We start from the raw sequence: 15,655 nt of genomic DNA on the forward strand, positions 1-15,655 counted from the left end.
GTGCGGGAAAAAATAAGCTGGGCCGCCCGGCTTATTTTTTGCCGATCAAGAGCGGGAGAAGCTGCGTATGAGACAACTCATCGTCCGAAGATTGCTGCAAACACTGCCGATGCTGTTTTTTGTGTCGGTAGTGTGCTTTACCATGATCAAGCTGGCGCCGGGAGATCCGGTGCTGTCTTTTGTTACACCGAATATGCATGCGGATGACATTGAGCGTATCCGTCATAACCTGGGACTGGACAAACCGGCCTATATTCAATATTTTATCTGGCTGAAAGAAATGGCTAAAGGGAACTTCGGGTATTCCCTGGTTAATCACCAGCCTGTGCTCGGGCAAATTCTGGAGCGTCTGCCGGCAACAGCCGGTCTGATGGGCAGCGCAATTGCGCTGGCTGTACTGCTGGCGGTTCCGCTCGGCCTGATTGCCGGTGCGAACCGCAACCGCTGGGCCGACAAGCTGATTAATTTTATTTCCTATGTCGGCATCTCCATTCCTTTATTCTGGCTGGCGATTCTGCTGATATATCTGTTCGCCATCAAGCTGCACCTGCTTCCCAGCATGGGAATGCGCACGATTGGTGTGGAATCCGCAGCGGATGTGCTGAAGCATGGGATTTTGCCCTGCTCGGTGCTGGCTTTTGGGTTCCTCGCCGGGTATCTGCGCTATATCCGTTCCAGTACGATTGGGCAGCTGAAGGAGGAGTATGTGCAGATTCAGTATGCCTTCGGCTCCAAAAAGTCGACGATCCTGTTCCGCCATGTCATGAAGCATGTGCTGCTTCCGGTCATTACGCTGCTGGGGATGTCCATGGGCGATCTGGTGGCGGGCGCCATCGTGACGGAGACGGTTTTTTCCTGGCCGGGCATTGGCTCGCTGGGCATGACGGCGGTCAAGGGAATGGATTACCCGGTGATCATGGGGATTACCCTGTTCTCTTCGCTGATGCTGATTTTTGGCAATATGGCGGCGGATATACTTTACAGCTTCGTAGACCCACGAATCAAACTTAAGGGGTGACCTCATGAACCGCAGTAAATGGAAAAATGTAAAAGACGAGCTGTTTGCCAACGGTCTGGGTGCCGCCGCTGTGCTGATTCTGGCAGTCTTCACGCTTGGGGCAGTGTTTGCCTTTCTGTCCGGCTATGATCCGAATGCGATGGACGCCATGGCCCGGCTCACGCCGCCCGGTGCCGGACACTGGTTCGGAACGGACGACTATGGCCGCGATTATCTGGCGAGGGCGCTGTATGGCGGGCGCATCTCCCTCTTGGTCGGCTTCGCTTCAATGATCGTGGCAACCGGGATTGGAGTAACGATTGGTGTACTCAGCGGCTACTTTGGCGGCTGGCTGGATAATCTGCTGATGCGGATGGTGGATGTGGTCCTGTCGATCCCGTCCTTTCTGATTCTGCTGCTGCTCAGCGTGTATTTGAAGCCAAGCGTCGGCAACATTATCATTATTATTGCCCTCCTGATGTGGATGAACGTAGCCCGGGTCGTCCGGGCCGAGACCATGACGATCAAGGAACGCGAATATGTGCTGTACGCCAAAGCCTCAGGCCAAAGTGCCTCCGGCATTATCTGGCGGCATATTCTTCCCGGCCTGGTGCCGGTCATTATCGTAGGTGCGACCAACAATATCGCTTCGGCGATTATGATGGAATCGTCGCTGAGCTTTCTCGGCTTCGGGGTGCAGCCGCCGGATGCGACCTGGGGCAGCATGCTGAACAGCGCCCAGGGCTATATTGCCCAGGCGCCTTATCTGGCGCTGTTTCCGGGTCTTTTGATCCTGCTGACTGTGCTGAGTTTTAATGTGCTGGGTGACATTTTGCGTGTCGGCTTTGAACCGAAGCTGATGCGGAGATAGGGAGAGTGAAGACATCATGACAAAGCGGCTGCTGTCTGTAGAGAATTTACAGGTTTCGTTCGCGACCCGGGATGGGGAGAACCAGGCCGTCCGGGGGTCAGCTTTCATATAGATGCCGGTGAAACGGTAGGTATTGTCGGGGAATCCGGCAGCGGCAAAAGCGTCACGGCCAAAGCGATCATGTCGCTGATTACCCCTCCGGGCCGCATAACAGCCGGGAATATCGGGTTTCGCGGCGAGAGTCTGACCGGACTTTCAGAGAAAGCGTGGCGGAGTCTGCGCGGCAACCGGATCGCGATGGTTTTTCAAGACCCGATGACCTCGCTGAATCCGGTAAAAAAAATCGGCCAGCAATTGACGGAGGTCATCCGCAGGCACCGCGGGCTGAACAAAGAAGCGGCGTTTGCCGAAGCGGCCAGGCTGCTGCGCCAGGTAGGCATCCAGCACCCGGAGCAGCGGCTGAAGCAGTATCCGCATGAATTCAGCGGCGGAATGCGGCAGCGGGTAATGATCGCCATGGCGCTGTCCTGCCAGCCGGAGCTGCTCATTGCCGATGAGCCGACAACGGCGCTGGATGCCACGATACAGGCACAGATTCTGGACCTGTTCAAGGAGCTCAAAGAAAATTCCGAAACGGCGATTGCGCTGATTACGCATGATCTCGGAGTGGTGGCGCAGGTCTGCACCCGCGTGATTGTCATGTACGGCGGGCTGATTATGGAGGAGGGTACGGTAGAGGATATCTTCTACCGGCCTCAGCATCCGTATACCCAAGGCCTGCTGCGCTCCATTCCGAAGCGCGGCGGAGGCTCGCGCGAGCGGCTGATTCCGATTGAAGGCACACCGCCCGATCTGCTCGACCCGCCGCCCGGCTGTCCGTTCATGGAGCGCTGCCCCCATGCTTTTGGCCGCTGCAGTGAACGCCCGCCTGTCGTAGAGCACGCTGCAGGCCACCGCTCCATGTGCTGGCTGGCCGAGGGTACGCAGAATCAGGCGGCGGCATATGCCGAGGGGAGGACTTCCGGTGAGTGAGAGCAAAGTATTGGTGGATGTGAATAACCTCCAGAAGCACTTCTCCAAAGGCAAGGATCTGCGCGGACGCGATACTGCTGTAGTAAAAGCAGTCGATGGCGTAAGCTTCCAGATCCGCCAAGGGGAAACCTTCGGGCTGGTGGGCGAATCCGGCAGCGGGAAGTCTACGGTCGGGCGCTGCCTGCTCCGGCTGTACGACTATACTGGCGGAGAAGTGTTCTTCGATGGACAGCCGCTCGGCAAGCTGGGGAGAAGGGGCTGAAGCCTTTCCGCCGCCGCATTCAATCGATCTTTCAGGACCCGTATTCTTCGCTGAATCCGAGTCTGAATGTGCTGGAGCTGATCAGCGAGCCGATGAAAATCCACGGCATCTACCAGGGGAAGAGCGCAAGGAAGCGGCGGCGGCGCTTTTGGAACGGGTAGGACTGAAGAGAGAGCATCTGTACCGTTTTCCCCATGAGTTCAGCGGCGGGCAGCGCCAGCGCATCTCCATTGCGCGGGCATTATCGGTCCGGCCGGAATTTGTCGTCTGCGACGAGCCGATTTCGGCACTGGATGTGTCTGTTCAGGCCCAGGTTGTTAATATGCTGGAGGATCTGCAGTCGGAGTTCGGACTGACTTATCTGTTCATTGCCCATGACCTGTCGATGGTCCGGCATATTTCGGACCGCATCGGCGTCATGTATGCCGGACGCCTGGTTGAGGTGGCGGACAGCGATGAATTGTACGACAATCCGCTTCATCCCTACACCAAAACATTGCTGTCCTCTATACTGGAGACTGACCCGCACAAGGGCAGCCGGAGAATCAGGCTGGAAGGTTATTCCGGAGGTGCGGATGCCCGGGCAGCGCTCAGGGAAGTTAGCCCCGGCCACTATGTGGCTGTTGACTGAGTGTGGCTCTCGGCTGAGCTTAATCAGCACCAATGTACAATCCCAGGCAGTGCTCAAGGAAGTAAAGCCCGGTTACTATGTGGCTGGTCACTAAGCATAGCCGCACCATGCACAACCATAGTGGGAGGTTTTGAGATGACAGGGACGAAAGAGAAGGTAAAATGGGAGGTTTTGAAATGACAGAGACGCTAAGCAAGGTAAAGCTGTCGCAGTGGGATGCGCTGCTGGTAGAATCACTCCGCTCCCTCGGCTGGTCCGATGAGGAACTGCTCCGCAGAGTAGAGGCAGGCGAGCTGCCGGTAGATGAGAGTGAATACCAGTTTGATTATGCCCAGCTGACCCATCTTGCGGGTGAGCAGCCGGAAGTGTTCCGGCAGGCGGTGACGCAAGGCTACCAGATCAAGTACAATACGATTCGCGGCATCCGCAGCTGGATTTTCGTTGCCCTCGGCAAGGAGGCCGGGCTGGAGCTGGAGGAAGGCAAGGAAGCGGCGGAAGTGACATTGACTGAGCCTGAGCATAAAAGACTGGAATCCGTGCTCTCCTTCGGCTGGCGGATTACAGGCGGCCCTTCGGGCACAGATGGCACTGGCGTATACCGGATTGAACCTATCCGGAGATAATTGAATGTGAAGATGAACTGCCCCGCCGGCTTTGCGCCAGCGGGGCAGTTTTTGCGCAGGGAAGTGTAGGTCTTTCCTGGTACTGGTTTACCGCTGGCGGTTTCTCCGTTGTAGTCTTGGGCAACAGGTTGTGTCCGTTGGTTATATGTTGATTTTGTTGTGGCTGTATGTTGGCTCGGCGATTGGCTGTATATTAGTTCTGTTGTTAGCCGTAAGTTGGCTGTGTAAATCTGTTACCGTCTGAAACGCACACCGTACAATAGACGTATGATAAGAAACGGAAAAGCGGAAGGACTGTTAGAAGCCGGGCGGGATTAAGTGGAATTAGTATAACTAATTCATTTGAATTTGCCGTTGCAGAGGTTCTGAGTGGGATTTTCTCCACCTATTTCAGGGGATTTCAGCTAATATGGGTCATTTGAAGCAAATTAGTTCTACTTTTTCCCACTATAGCTCTTGTCGGCTGGAAGTTGCCCGATTTAGGTTTCCTTTTTCCACTTCAGGTTCGCAGTTTCAATAGGGGGATGCAGTTCGGGGTAACAGTTAAAAGACAAGGGGGGAACGAAGTGCTGAAGTGGAAGCGCAGTGAAATTACCTTGTTCCAGAGTGAGCTTTACGAGACCAATTCACTGGTTATTGAGAGTGCTGAACATGTGCTGGTCGTTGATCCTTGCTGGCTGCCGCGCGAGGTAGAGGAGATTCGTCAATATGTCAGCGGCATCCTTGGCGGAAAACGTCTGCTGCTGCTGTTCACTCATTCTGATTTTGATCATATTATCGGGTATGGGGCCTTCCCGGAGGCGGAGATTATTGCAAGCAGAGGTTTTGCAGACAAAAGCCTGGAAGCGCGGGAAACGATTCTGGAAGAGATTCGCGCCTTTGATGATGGTTACTACCTGAGAAGGCCTTATGCCATTGCCTACCCTATAGTGGATCATATTATGGAGCGGGATGGTCAGGAGATGGTATTTGGGGAGCTGCGGCTTACGGGTTATATTGCACCCGGTCATACTGATGACGGTTTGTTTACGGTGGTGGATTCACACGGACTGTTCATTGCCGGAGACTATTTATCGGATGTGGAGTTTCCTTATATTTATGACAGCAGCACTGCCTATGAAGCTACTCTGGACAGCGTGGAGCAGATCATAGCCCGGCATCCTGTTCCGCTGCTGATCCCCGGACATGGGGAGGCGGCCGAGAGTCTGCTGGAGATCGAGTGCCGCAGGGTAGCGGGACTGGGCTACATCCGCAGCCTGCGGGCAGCTGTCGCAGCCGGGGACCAGGCTGCGGCAGACCGCCTTATAGCGGGCTGTGCCTTCCCCGCAATATGCGTAAATTTCACCGCAGCAATCAGGAACTCCTGGAGCGGGAGCTCTGTGGAACCGGTGAAACTGCCGGCTCTGCCGAAGGCAGCGCTACAGTGGGTCAGGCCGCCATCTCTCGGGAACCGTTGCGGTGACATCCTCTGCAATCGGTGCTCATGGCCCAGCCCGAAAGAGTACGTGCGGCCTGGGTAGCGTTAGACTACAGCCCCGGTACCGGGCTTCCTGTCGTGCTTCGTCTGCCACCGCTGCGGATATCCATACCCCGATTCGTCTGCGTTCGCACCGCCCTTACATATTCAACTGGATTTTGCGGGTGCTGAGCACACCCTCCAGACCAGTAGGGTCTGTGCTTACTTTGCGGGAGACGAAGTTCTCCGCCTGTTCCGAAGTGCGGATGCGGAGCGGCTTGGGCTCCATATGCACGAGGTTCCACATGACTTCGGCTACAGAATCTGCCGTCTGAGGCTCGACATTGCGCTGGAGGAATGCCTGGGTGTATGCCTCAATGACCGGTTTGTATTCGTCATCGAGTATTCCTCCGGTTTCGGATACATGCCCAAGCACGGTGTTGTTGAATTCCGTCGCGATAGCGCCTGGCTCAAGCAGGGAGATGTCAATATTGAACTGTGGCTTGTAATATGTAGCCATACTTTCAAGGAGGCCTTCCAGTGCGAACTTGCTCGCACAGTAGATCTCATTCATGGGCTGGCCCACTAGTCCGCCTACACTGGAGGTGGCAACAATATGCCCGCAGCCGGTCTTGCGCAGCAGCGGAAGCGCCGCCCGGATCGTATGCATGACGCCATAGACATTGGTGTCGAACACGCGGTGAATATCCTCTACCGGGGCTTGCCCGAGCGCTCTGAGGTACCCGAATCCGGCGTTGCAGAACAGCACATCGAGCTTGTCTTGCTCCTGCTCAATCTGGCCGATGACCCGCTGAATGCTCTCAGGTTTCGTGACTTCCAGCTCTACGAATGTCAGATGCTCCACTTCGCGGTACCGCTCCTGATCACGCTCCAGGTTGCGGGTTCCGGCATAGACGGTCCAGCCTTCCTTGGCGAATTTCAGGGCCGAGGAGAGGCCGATGCCGGATGAAGCGCCGGTGATACAGATAATTTTGCCCATACTGGATGCCTCCATTTTTTCCACACATTATAGCACACATAAGGCAGACATCGGCATGTCCGACATAAAGTTTGTATTTTCGCAGATTTGCCGGGGCTTCCAGTTGCTATAAGTGATTTCGGTACTGTAGACTGTATATAAAGTCCTAATCGCAAGCGAATAGAGAGGAACAGAGGAATAATGGATGTGTTTAAGCGTTATTATGCCAATTTAACAATCCGGCGCTTTTTGATTCTGGCGCTGATTGCACTGCTGCTGTACAGTATCCGGGATATGCTCAATCTGGTGCTGCTGACGTTTCTGATTGCTTATGTGATGAACAGCTTTCAGGTGCTGCTGTCCAAGCGGATCGGCAAATATGTCAAGGTGAACAGCAAGGTTATTATTGTTGTTTTATACCTTGCTCTAATTACGATGATCGTGCTGGCGCTCGTCAAATATCTGCCCAAGGTGTTTACGCAGATTAAGCAATTAACTGATTTTCTGACCACTCTAACCCCTGATGATCTCCCGCAGAACGAAATTACTCAATACATATTCAATCAGCTGAAGGATTTGAACTATGAGTCCTATGTGACCCATGGCATTGGGTATGTGCTCAAAATCAGCAACTGGGGGACCACCTTCGTTTTAGCAACCATTCTGAGCTTTGTCTTCATTCTGGAGAAAAACCGCATTGTGAGCTTCACCTCCCGCCTGAGAGACAGCAAGATTTCCTGGTTCTATGTGGAACTGGAGTACTTCGGCAAGAAATTCATCTCTTCTTTCGGCAAGGTTATTGAAGCACAGATTCTCATTGCCTTGTTCAACACAATGTTTACAGTAATCGGCTTATGGATACTTGGACTCTTTTTTGAGCCGTTCCCGTATCTGTTCGCGCTGTCGATTATGATCTTCCTGCTCAGCCTGATTCCGGTCGTAGGGTTCGTGATTTCACTGATTCCTCTATGTATTATCGCGTACAATATCGGCGGACTGGCGATGACGCTCTATGTGCTGGGACTGATTGCCGTGCTGCATTTCATGGAAGGCTACTTCCTGAATCCGAAGCTGATGTCCTCCAAAATGAACCTGCCCATGTTCTACACCTTTATCGTGCTGCTGTTCTCCGAGCATTATATCGGCGTATGGGGGTTGATTCTCGGTATTCCCATTTTCGTCTTTTTCCTTGATATTCTGGATATTACCCGGGAGAAGCCGGAAGTGTAGGCCGCCAAGACATAGCAAATTTAGTTTAGTACACTATTAAAAGTGACATTCCGGCTGATTCTAGTTTGAATGCCGCTTTTTTTAGTTCCTCTGGATATAAGAATTATCGTGGCAGACAAAAGACAATGGGAGGATTTCAGTTGATCAGTTATCCGTCTTAAGCGGTTAGCCGCATGGAGTCCATGGGCTTCAAGTGGTATGCGGGGCCGAGGTGGAGATAGAGCCGATGAGGGCAGCGGTTCAGTGAAGCGGACTTTTAAGCCGTAGCCGGGCAAAAGGGATGGCGCCGCCGCCGGCAGGCCGCCGGGCGTGGAACAACGGCAGAAATGCCGTTGTTAGCTCCGCCGCGAGCTGCAGGGCGTGAAACAACGGCAAAAGTGCCGTTGTTGGCTCCGTCGCGAGCCGTCGGGCGTGAAACAACGGCAAAAATGCCGTTGTTGACTCCGTCGCGAGCTGCAGGGCGTGAAACAACGGCAAAAATGCCGTTGTAGGTGCCGTTGCGAGCCGTCAGGCTTGAAACAACAGCAGAAATGCCGTTGTTGGCTCCGCCGGGGCCGCCGGGCGTGAAACAACGGCAAAAATGCCGTTGTTGACCCCGCCGCCCGCCCTGCGGCCCCCGCCCAGGCCCGCCGCTGGCAGCAAACAGGCTGTCCCCTGAAGCAGATATTCTGCGGAGAGGACAGCCTGTTTTTCCAGACACTATAATGTGTAGAGTGTATGTACCCTCTGTCAGCCGAACGAGGTCATCACACTTTGTGTTACGATCTCCTTCAGTTCAGCCTTTTGCGCGGCATATTGTTGGGGGGTAATGCTGCCGCTTGCGAGGCGCTGATCCAACTGCTCTGTGAGCTGGCTCACCTGCAAATCAATGACGCTTGCAATATTCCCGCCGCTCTCTTCGGCGATATCCATTAGAGATTTGCCGTCATACAGCGCATCATACAGTTCCTCATCGGAGGACTGATTCAATGCTTTCAATAAATCATCTTTATCGGCTACACTGGTAGCAGACCATTTGGCGACTGGACTCGCATTGACGGCGGGCTTGCCCCAGGCAGTCCCTCCAAAGGAGATGGCTACAATCATTGTCCCGACAATCATCACTCGTTTAATATTCATCACTCATCCTCTTTTCGAATTATATTATATCGGTCAGGGTCATTAGTTACGGCAGTTAGGAGCTTTAGGCTTAATTTCATTCTAACCGGCAAAGCTGAGGTTAAGCTTAACGGTTCTTTAAGATAACCTAAAGAATAACTCTCTCCCCGCTACTACGTTTATGATCAGGAGAAGGGCTCAACTATTTTTAGCCAACGGGAACTTTTCAGCGCTAGGTACGTCTGGAATGTACGGCTTTCCGGTATGATTTTTATCAAGAACAAGCAGGGTAAAAGGCTCTTGGGGCCATAGATTAACTTGGGGAGCATGAGTTCACCGGTGATTCTCTGGGCCATGAAATAAATAACCGCAAGCGGAAGAGGTGAACCTCAAATGACCAAAAAAGTGCTGGTAGTTGATGATGAGCCGGGGATTGTAAATGCGATTGCCTACGCCCTCCGGCGTGAAGGCTATGAGGTGGATACCGCCGGGGACGGCGAGGAGGCGCTTGCCAAAGCGCAGGTTTTTCATCCGAATGTGATGGTGCTGGATGTGATGATGCCGAAGCTGAATGGCTATGATGTGTGCCGCAAGCTGGAGGACCGTGATGACATCGGAATCATACTGCTTACCGTCAAAAATGACATCGTTGATAAAATCGTCGGCCTGGAGCTGGGCGCGGACGATTACATGACCAAGCCGTTTGAGATCCGCGAGCTGCTGGCCCGGGTGAAGGCGCTGCTGCGCAGGCTGGACAAGAATACGGCCGAGGTCAAAAGCGAGCTGATCGAATACGGTGCGCTGCGGGTTCACGCAGAACGGCGGTCCGTCCAGCTTGGGGAGGAGCAATTGGACCTGACACCGAAGGAATTCGACCTGCTGCTCCTGCTGCTCTCCCATCCGCAGCGTGTCTATATGCGCGAAGAGCTGCTGGATCAGGTCTGGGAGATGGACTATGCCGGAGGTACCCGCACGGTGGATATCCACATCCAGCGGCTGCGCAAAAAGCTGGGCGAGCCCTACCAGAATATCCTCCAGACCGTCTATGGGGTCGGCTATAAGGCCGTTCCGGCGGGCAGCTTCGCATGAGGATCAGCATCAAGCTGAAATTCAGCCTGTTCCTGGCGGTGTTGCTTATTTTATCGGTTGGCATTTTGAGCTATTTTGTGCTGCGCGGAGTCGGGCTGAACCAGCAGGCACAGATCGAGGGCCTACTTGCCCAGCATGTCAAAACAGTCAATTTGCGGGTTAAACAGACGTATTATACCGGCACCCGCCTTACACCGCAGGCCTTCATGCAGCAGCGCGGGAAAGCGCTGGCCGCAGAGCTGGCCGGATTCACCGGGCTGCAGGTGACGCTGTACGACACCAAAGGACAGCAGGTAGGGACATCCCTGCAGAGGGAAGGACCGGCGGCAGGGAATCCTGCTGATGCACTGGCCTATGCGCTGCAGAACAAAATCGCCTACCAGAGCTCAGGCGATACCCTGCTCTATCTGGCCCCGCTGCAAGGGCCGGAGCAGCAGATGGGGGTAGTGCAGCTGGAGTATCCGCTGCAGGATGCCCGGAGCTTTCAGCGGACGCTGCTGAATCTCTTCCTGACCACAGGCGCCGCTGTCCTGGTCCTGAGCTTCATTGGCGGCTACCTGTATTTCAACAAGGCCGCCGCGGCGATCGGGCGGCTGAAGAAGGCGGCGGAATCGATCCGCCGCGCCGAATACATCTCTGCTCCGCCAGTGAAGCGGAAGGATGAGCTGGGCGAGCTGGCCGAAGGCATCTACTTCATGAGCCGGGAGATCGACAGCAGCATTGCCGCGAAGGATGAGGAGCAGCGCAAGCTGCAGCTCGCTGTGCAGAAGCTGCAGGCGCTGGAGCAGCAGCAGAAGCAGTACATCGGCAATATCAGCCATGAATTTAAGACGCCGCTGACTTCGATCAAGGCTTATGTCGACCTCTTGAATATGTACGATGATGATCCCAAGCTGCTGTCCGACGCTAAGCTCAGCATTGCCAAGGAGACCCAGCGGCTCTATGAAATGGTGGAGAAGGTGCTGCAGCTGACGGCGCTGGAAAAATATGATTTTGAGTCCCAGGCCGAGCTGCTGGAGGTAGCGGACGTACTGCAGGATATCTGCAGCCGCATGAAGGGCAAGGCGGAGCGGTATGGGTTGAAGATTACACTGGATGCCGAGCCTGCGCATATCTGGATCGATAAAGAAAGCTTCATGCATATCTTCATCAACCTGCTGGATAATGCGATCAAATATAACGTCCTGCAAGGGACGGTGCATCTTCATGGCAGGGTCAGGGATCACCGGGTCTGGATCACCGTCAGAGATTCCGGCATTGGCATTCCGGCAGCGTCCAGAGACAAAATCTTCGAGCCTTTCTATACGGTTAACCGCGACCGCTCCAGACAATCGGGCGGTACGGGACTGGGGCTGTCCCTCGTCCGCAATCTGGTGGAGAAGCAGAACGGAACCATTGAACTGCTGGAGCCGGACGGTGAGGGAACAGCGTTTCAACTGTCTTTTCCCGTCATGTCCTGAAGAGCTTAAGTTTACAACTTGGAAACATTCGGTGAGTTGTTTGGAAATAAGCATCCGGTATGCTGGGAGCAACACAACCTGGGGGGAACCATCTATGAATTCGAATAAAAGGCTCAGGCTTAGAAAAACGGGCATGATTCTGTTGTGCAGTGCGGTTCTGCTATCCATGGCTGCCTGTAGTCCGGAGAATACCGGAACACGGCAGACGGTCGAGAAATCCGGCCAGAAAATCACAGTCATAGACAACACCAGCGAATCGGTCTACACGAAGCTGAAGCTGGAGGGCATCGACAAGATTGAGGGCGTTCGCGGGACGGATTTTGCCGGTGAGGATACGATCGTGGTGGATAAGGAAAACCGCAATCTCTCCCCGCAGACAGTGGAAGGACAGGATCGTTACCCGCATAATCTCTATCTCCGTACGCTCTCTTCGGGCAACGAAACGCCGCTGCAGGAGGGGGAGAAAAATTACGGCGCCGCCCAGCTGTCTCCGGACAAGAAGCAGCTTTTTTACAAAGAGCTCTATGACGCTACCGGTCTTGGCTTCATTATGAATCTGGCCACGGGAGTGTCCGTGAAGGTAAGCGATGCGGAGTTCAGAAGCGAGGAAGGGAGCTGGGCGGACAATGAGCATGTGATCTATCCGGATATGGAGGGGACCATCGTAAAAGCGGACGTGAACGGGAAGCAGGAAACGGTGTTGAAGACCGGGGTCCCTTATGTCCATGAGGTGGTTCAAACCGGCGGCCGGATTCTATATGTCACAGGGGAAGACAGCCAGTTGAGTGCTTATGACACGGAAACCAAGCAGACCAAGGTGTTGAAAAAAATGTGCTGTGGCTTATTCCGTCACCGGACGGCAGCAGGCTGGCGATTGTCGAACGGGTGAAACCTGGAGAAATGGTGCTGCTGCTCTGCGACAGTGAAGGCAGCGAGCAGTCCCGGCTGGCGGCGGCCCAGCAGATCTTCGGGACCAGCTGGTCGCCGGACGGCCGCAAGCTGGCTTATGCAACCACTGCCGCAAGCGCTGCCGAGGACCAGGACGGCCTGTTCATTACTGAAGTGGAGACCGGGGAGCAGACGCCGGTGCTGAATGACATTGAGGTAGCTGACCAGCTCCGCTGGAGCCCCTCGGGCAAGAAGCTGCTGGCTTCTGTTTCAGTGCTGAAGGATAATGTGTATCAGTTTATTACGTATGTTGTAAGGCTGTCTTAACGGGCAGGCATGAAAATTTATCGTAAGCCTTCTTTTAGGGTGGATATTTTCTGGTTTTTTTAACAAAATATTCACAATAAAATCAAGAAACAACACTTTTTGTTAACGATATGGTTTATAATCCAATTATTAGAAAAAATATTGTATGAAAGGGAAGGTGATTAAATGAAGATTAATAAAAGTATAGTTTCTGGACTTATCGCGATTTCAGTTTTTGGTGCTGGGAGCTTAACAGCATTTGCGGGTTATGAGAGTCACTTTTATGCACCAAAATCAGAGTATGAGGCCATGGTAAAAACATCTGGAAACTATTATTATTTGGCGGCTGCTACAGACGCGTATAATTGTTTAGGGTATGCATTAGGTGATACTAACCATTGGGTATGGCCTTGGGGAGGATCTAATCCAACGTTACAACAAGCGAATAACTATATGACCTCACAAATGTACAACCCGTATCCATATTCTTCAACACCATCGAATGTAAAAATAATTGCATACGGTACATCGACTAGTAATATAACACACTTCTCTAGAGTAGCGGATGCGAATTATTCAAATGCAAAATGGGGAGGCTGGGAAAGATTACAGTCACTCGGATGGGACCCTTACAGCAATTATGTATATGGGTCAGCATTGCAAAAATACAATTAACTTAGTATGGAGGTGATACAATGAAAAAGCTAATTATAGGAATGTTTACTCTTGGTTTTACCGCTACTGCTCTGTTTGCTTTGTATCCTAAAAATGCAAATGCATCTGTTGAAAAACAAATTGATGAAAGCACTAACATACTTGCTCAACAAATACAAACAGAAATTAATAATAAGACAAAGCTGTCTTTAAGCAGTAATCCTTATGATTATATTAAAGATAGCCCAGAGTATAACGATATAGTAAAAATTGGATACAAGGCTTTCCCTGTGCTTGAAAAGAAAATTGATGATAGTGAAGGCAGTGGTCTTTTTGATTATATTTATGCTATTGCGATTGAAGAAATTGCAAAAGTTGATTTGAAAGAAAATGATTCAACGACTTGGACTACGGGCGATGAATTTTCCGAGAAGTGGAAAGTAAAGTTGGATGCTATTCCAAATGAAGTTGATACTATTGCAAATTCGGATCAATCAAACGATGATAAAATCACTTCTTTAATAAAGCTTGGACTTCCGGCCGTACCGTTTATCCTTGATCAAATAGAGTCTGGAAAAACTGAATTATTTTCAGCTATTCCAGCCTTAGTAACAGACAGTGCGAATATAAGTAAGTCAGTGAATCCGGTAGATGAAATACAATGGGTCAAAGACAATAAGGCTGAATTTGATGATTTGAGAAAATATGTTTTATCAAGATAATGAAGGAAATGGCGATAGTCTGAATTGCCCAGAAAAATGGGGATGTTTACTGTTTTTGCATATGATAGAACTTAAAAGGTAACATCGATAAAGCGGGTCTTGGGGCATCCTTGAGGATGCCCCCTTTTTTTCGGTCCTGGCCGCATACCCATAAGTCAGATTGTGTGAATACATGTGGCTTACAGTTCAGGGAACTTACAAAACAGCGCGATGCATGCCAAATTAAAGATTATCCATAATAATGTTAGGCATATCCTGGAATGTGATGTTGAAAAGAAGAGAACTGTTATGGTGAGGCAGATTGTCCCTTTGATCACTGAGATTAAGAGTGTAAAGGGTACTATAAATGGCGTGCTAAGCGGATACCATGGAACTATATCTAAGCTGGCTACATTAGTAGTTTAATTTTTTTATATGCAGCAATCTTGGCTCGGTAAACCTCCGAGGGGAGTTATGATGTTTATAATTCTCGCTTTACAGGTGAGAATAAAGAGGTATGAGATAACAACAATCCTTCACTGCTAATTAAATGAACAGTGAAATAATAACCGAGCTAATTTGACCGCCAAAAGGCTCCTGATTATCTCCCGCATCAGAGAAAATTTCGGGGGCCTTTTACAGTTGGTCAATGAGTGGAAAGCAGGGGAAGAGCACGGATGATAAGCAGTGGGAGCGGCTGCAGGAGACCGACTACCTGTTCTGCAAAATGGTGCGCAGATTTGTGAAGGAACGCGACCGCGTGAGCGTGGAGGGGATTGCTTTGCCAGGCATGCTGATTCTGCAAAAGATCATCCGCGACGGCGAGCAGCGGCTCGGTGATCTTGCAGAGCAGCTGGATTTTACATCGGGGGCCATCACGGCACTGAGCGACAAACTGGAGGCAGGCGGCTATACGGTGTGCAGATGCAAGGAGAATGACCGGCGGAAGGTGCTGAAGGGCATTACGGAGAAAGAGCGGGAGATGGTGGAGCGAACGGCAACATTGGGGAACGATGTATTACGCTGCTGTTCGAGGGGTTCACGGAAGAGGAGCTTGAGCAGCAAAGCTGTTTCTATGAACGGATGATCAGCAGTCTGGAGGGGGGCCCGGAGATCCTGCTTAGGCTGGCACAGCAGAATGCCGAAATCTCTGTTCCGCGATTACCTGAGTAGAAGCTGCACGGAGGCGCGAAGAAAAATTATCTCAGCTACTGAAAACGGAAGCATCGACTCAAAAAATTCAAGCCAGTGCTTCAAGAGCAAGTTCTGTACGATGCGAAATTAAGGACGCGTATGCTAACAATGCTTAACTGTATGTTCTTGAGGCGGGTTTTGAACGAAGCGGCTCAAGGGTGTATACACTACAAAAATTTAAGGA

Annotated in this window: 15 protein-coding genes and 2 pseudogenes; 14 read left to right on the forward strand and 3 right to left on the reverse strand. The window is 52.0% G+C overall.

Features of this window, described 5'->3' with window-relative positions; translation table 11 throughout:
* The first annotated feature begins 67 nt into the window (after nucleotides 1-67).
* From JI735_RS10490 to JI735_RS10515, 6 genes and pseudogenes are all read left to right on the forward strand, one after another.
* On the forward strand, nucleotides 68-1,018 hold the full coding sequence (locus tag JI735_RS10490) for an ABC transporter permease (protein ID WP_039832308.1): 951 nt from the start codon (nucleotides 68-70) through the stop codon (nucleotides 1,016-1,018).
* A 4-nt stretch (nucleotides 1,019-1,022) separates the two neighbouring features.
* Complete coding sequence (locus JI735_RS10495; protein WP_202677365.1) at nucleotides 1,023-1,868, forward strand: ABC transporter permease; 846 nt, start codon at nucleotides 1,023-1,025, stop codon at nucleotides 1,866-1,868.
* A 16-nt stretch (nucleotides 1,869-1,884) separates the two neighbouring features.
* Nucleotides 1,885-2,900: pseudogene (locus tag JI735_RS10500) on the forward strand (ABC transporter ATP-binding protein).
* Nucleotides 2,872-3,793, forward strand: a pseudogene (locus JI735_RS36865) (ABC transporter ATP-binding protein). Before JI735_RS10500 ends, JI735_RS36865 begins: the two co-directional pseudogenes overlap by 29 nt.
* A 176-nt stretch (nucleotides 3,794-3,969) precedes the next feature.
* Nucleotides 3,970-4,416, forward strand: coding sequence for a hypothetical protein (locus JI735_RS10510; RefSeq protein ID WP_039832298.1), 447 nt, complete (start codon nucleotides 3,970-3,972; stop codon nucleotides 4,414-4,416).
* 566 nt (nucleotides 4,417-4,982) lie between these two features.
* The gene (locus JI735_RS10515; protein ID WP_233476335.1) at nucleotides 4,983-5,936 is read left to right on the forward strand and encodes an MBL fold metallo-hydrolase; all 954 of its coding nucleotides are present in this window, start codon (nucleotides 4,983-4,985) and stop codon (nucleotides 5,934-5,936) included.
* A gap of 96 nt (nucleotides 5,937-6,032) precedes the next feature.
* Here JI735_RS10515 and JI735_RS10520 read toward each other — a convergent pair whose 3' ends face one another.
* Nucleotides 6,033-6,872 carry an SDR family oxidoreductase gene (locus tag JI735_RS10520; RefSeq protein WP_039832297.1) on the reverse strand — a complete coding sequence of 280 codons (840 nt, stop codon included), beginning with the start codon at nucleotides 6,870-6,872 and terminating at the stop codon, nucleotides 6,033-6,035.
* 180 nt (nucleotides 6,873-7,052) lie between these two features.
* On the opposite strand from JI735_RS10520, the gene JI735_RS10525 reads away from it, so the two are divergent.
* The gene (locus JI735_RS10525; RefSeq protein ID WP_051051328.1) at nucleotides 7,053-8,081 is read left to right on the forward strand and encodes an AI-2E family transporter; all 1,029 of its coding nucleotides are present in this window, start codon (nucleotides 7,053-7,055) and stop codon (nucleotides 8,079-8,081) included.
* Nucleotides 8,082-8,337: 256 nt separating this feature from the next.
* Here the strand turns inward: JI735_RS10525 and JI735_RS35535 are convergent, their stop codons facing one another.
* Complete coding sequence (locus JI735_RS35535; RefSeq protein WP_233476336.1) at nucleotides 8,338-8,781, reverse strand: hypothetical protein; 444 nt, start codon at nucleotides 8,779-8,781, stop codon at nucleotides 8,338-8,340.
* A gap of 29 nt (nucleotides 8,782-8,810) precedes the next feature.
* On the reverse strand, nucleotides 8,811-9,200 hold the full coding sequence (locus tag JI735_RS10535) for an SHOCT domain-containing protein (protein WP_039832294.1): 390 nt from the start codon (nucleotides 9,198-9,200) through the stop codon (nucleotides 8,811-8,813).
* 372 nt (nucleotides 9,201-9,572) lie between these two features.
* Here JI735_RS10535 and JI735_RS10540 point away from each other — a divergent pair, with 372 nt between their 5' ends.
* From JI735_RS10540 to JI735_RS10565, 7 genes are all read left to right on the forward strand, one after another.
* Nucleotides 9,573-10,268: a response regulator transcription factor gene (locus tag JI735_RS10540; RefSeq protein WP_039832293.1), complete on the forward strand. Its 696-nt coding sequence runs from the start codon at nucleotides 9,573-9,575 to the stop codon at nucleotides 10,266-10,268.
* Complete coding sequence (locus JI735_RS10545) at nucleotides 10,265-11,728, forward strand: sensor histidine kinase (protein WP_039832292.1); 1,464 nt, start codon at nucleotides 10,265-10,267, stop codon at nucleotides 11,726-11,728. The genes JI735_RS10540 and JI735_RS10545 overlap by 4 nt, the downstream gene beginning before the upstream one ends.
* A 94-nt stretch (nucleotides 11,729-11,822) precedes the next feature.
* Nucleotides 11,823-12,617, forward strand: coding sequence for a TolB family protein (locus JI735_RS10550; protein ID WP_233476337.1), 795 nt, complete (start codon nucleotides 11,823-11,825; stop codon nucleotides 12,615-12,617).
* Nucleotides 12,560-12,943 carry a TolB family protein gene (locus tag JI735_RS35540; protein ID WP_233476338.1) on the forward strand — a complete coding sequence of 128 codons (384 nt, stop codon included), beginning with the start codon at nucleotides 12,560-12,562 and terminating at the stop codon, nucleotides 12,941-12,943. The genes JI735_RS10550 and JI735_RS35540 overlap by 58 nt, the downstream gene beginning before the upstream one ends.
* A gap of 165 nt (nucleotides 12,944-13,108) precedes the next feature.
* Nucleotides 13,109-13,597, forward strand: coding sequence for a DUF7689 domain-containing protein (locus tag JI735_RS10555; RefSeq protein WP_157771217.1), 489 nt, complete (start codon nucleotides 13,109-13,111; stop codon nucleotides 13,595-13,597).
* Nucleotides 13,598-13,617: 20 nt separating this feature from the next.
* Nucleotides 13,618-14,298 (forward strand): hypothetical protein, encoded by a 681-nt coding sequence (locus JI735_RS10560; protein WP_051051325.1) that lies wholly within the window; start codon nucleotides 13,618-13,620, stop codon nucleotides 14,296-14,298.
* A 628-nt stretch (nucleotides 14,299-14,926) separates the two neighbouring features.
* A complete protein-coding gene (locus tag JI735_RS10565; protein WP_233476339.1) occupies nucleotides 14,927-15,364 on the forward strand; it encodes a MarR family winged helix-turn-helix transcriptional regulator in 438 nt (145 codons plus the stop codon).
* Nucleotides 15,365-15,655 lie beyond the last annotated feature (291 nt).

Source organism: Paenibacillus sonchi, from assembly GCF_016772475.1.
Lineage (GTDB): Bacteria > Bacillota > Bacilli > Paenibacillales > Paenibacillaceae > Paenibacillus_AQ > Paenibacillus_AQ sonchi.

Bases quoted from the DNA above. Each gene is read 5' to 3' on its own strand.
- JI735_RS10490 (WP_039832308.1), top strand. From the start codon at position 68: ATGAGACAACTCATCGTCCGAAGATTGCTGCAAACACTGCCGATGCTG.
- JI735_RS10495 (WP_202677365.1), top strand. From the start codon at position 1,023: ATGAACCGCAGTAAATGGAAAAATGTAAAAGACGAGCTGTTTGCCAAC.
- JI735_RS10510 (WP_039832298.1), top strand. From the start codon at position 3,970: ATGACAGAGACGCTAAGCAAGGTAAAGCTGTCGCAGTGGGATGCGCTG.
- JI735_RS10520 (WP_039832297.1), bottom strand. From the start codon at position 6,872: ATGGGCAAAATTATCTGTATCACCGGCGCTTCATCCGGCATCGGCCTC.
- JI735_RS10525 (WP_051051328.1), top strand. From the start codon at position 7,053: ATGGATGTGTTTAAGCGTTATTATGCCAATTTAACAATCCGGCGCTTT.
- JI735_RS10535 (WP_039832294.1), bottom strand. From the start codon at position 9,200: ATGAATATTAAACGAGTGATGATTGTCGGGACAATGATTGTAGCCATC.
- JI735_RS10540 (WP_039832293.1), top strand. From the start codon at position 9,573: ATGACCAAAAAAGTGCTGGTAGTTGATGATGAGCCGGGGATTGTAAAT.
- JI735_RS10545 (WP_039832292.1), top strand. From the start codon at position 10,265: ATGAGGATCAGCATCAAGCTGAAATTCAGCCTGTTCCTGGCGGTGTTG.
- JI735_RS10550 (WP_233476337.1), top strand. From the start codon at position 11,823: ATGAATTCGAATAAAAGGCTCAGGCTTAGAAAAACGGGCATGATTCTG.
- JI735_RS10555 (WP_157771217.1), top strand. From the start codon at position 13,109: ATGAAGATTAATAAAAGTATAGTTTCTGGACTTATCGCGATTTCAGTT.
- JI735_RS10560 (WP_051051325.1), top strand. From the start codon at position 13,618: ATGAAAAAGCTAATTATAGGAATGTTTACTCTTGGTTTTACCGCTACT.
- JI735_RS10565 (WP_233476339.1), top strand. From the start codon at position 14,927: ATGAGTGGAAAGCAGGGGAAGAGCACGGATGATAAGCAGTGGGAGCGG.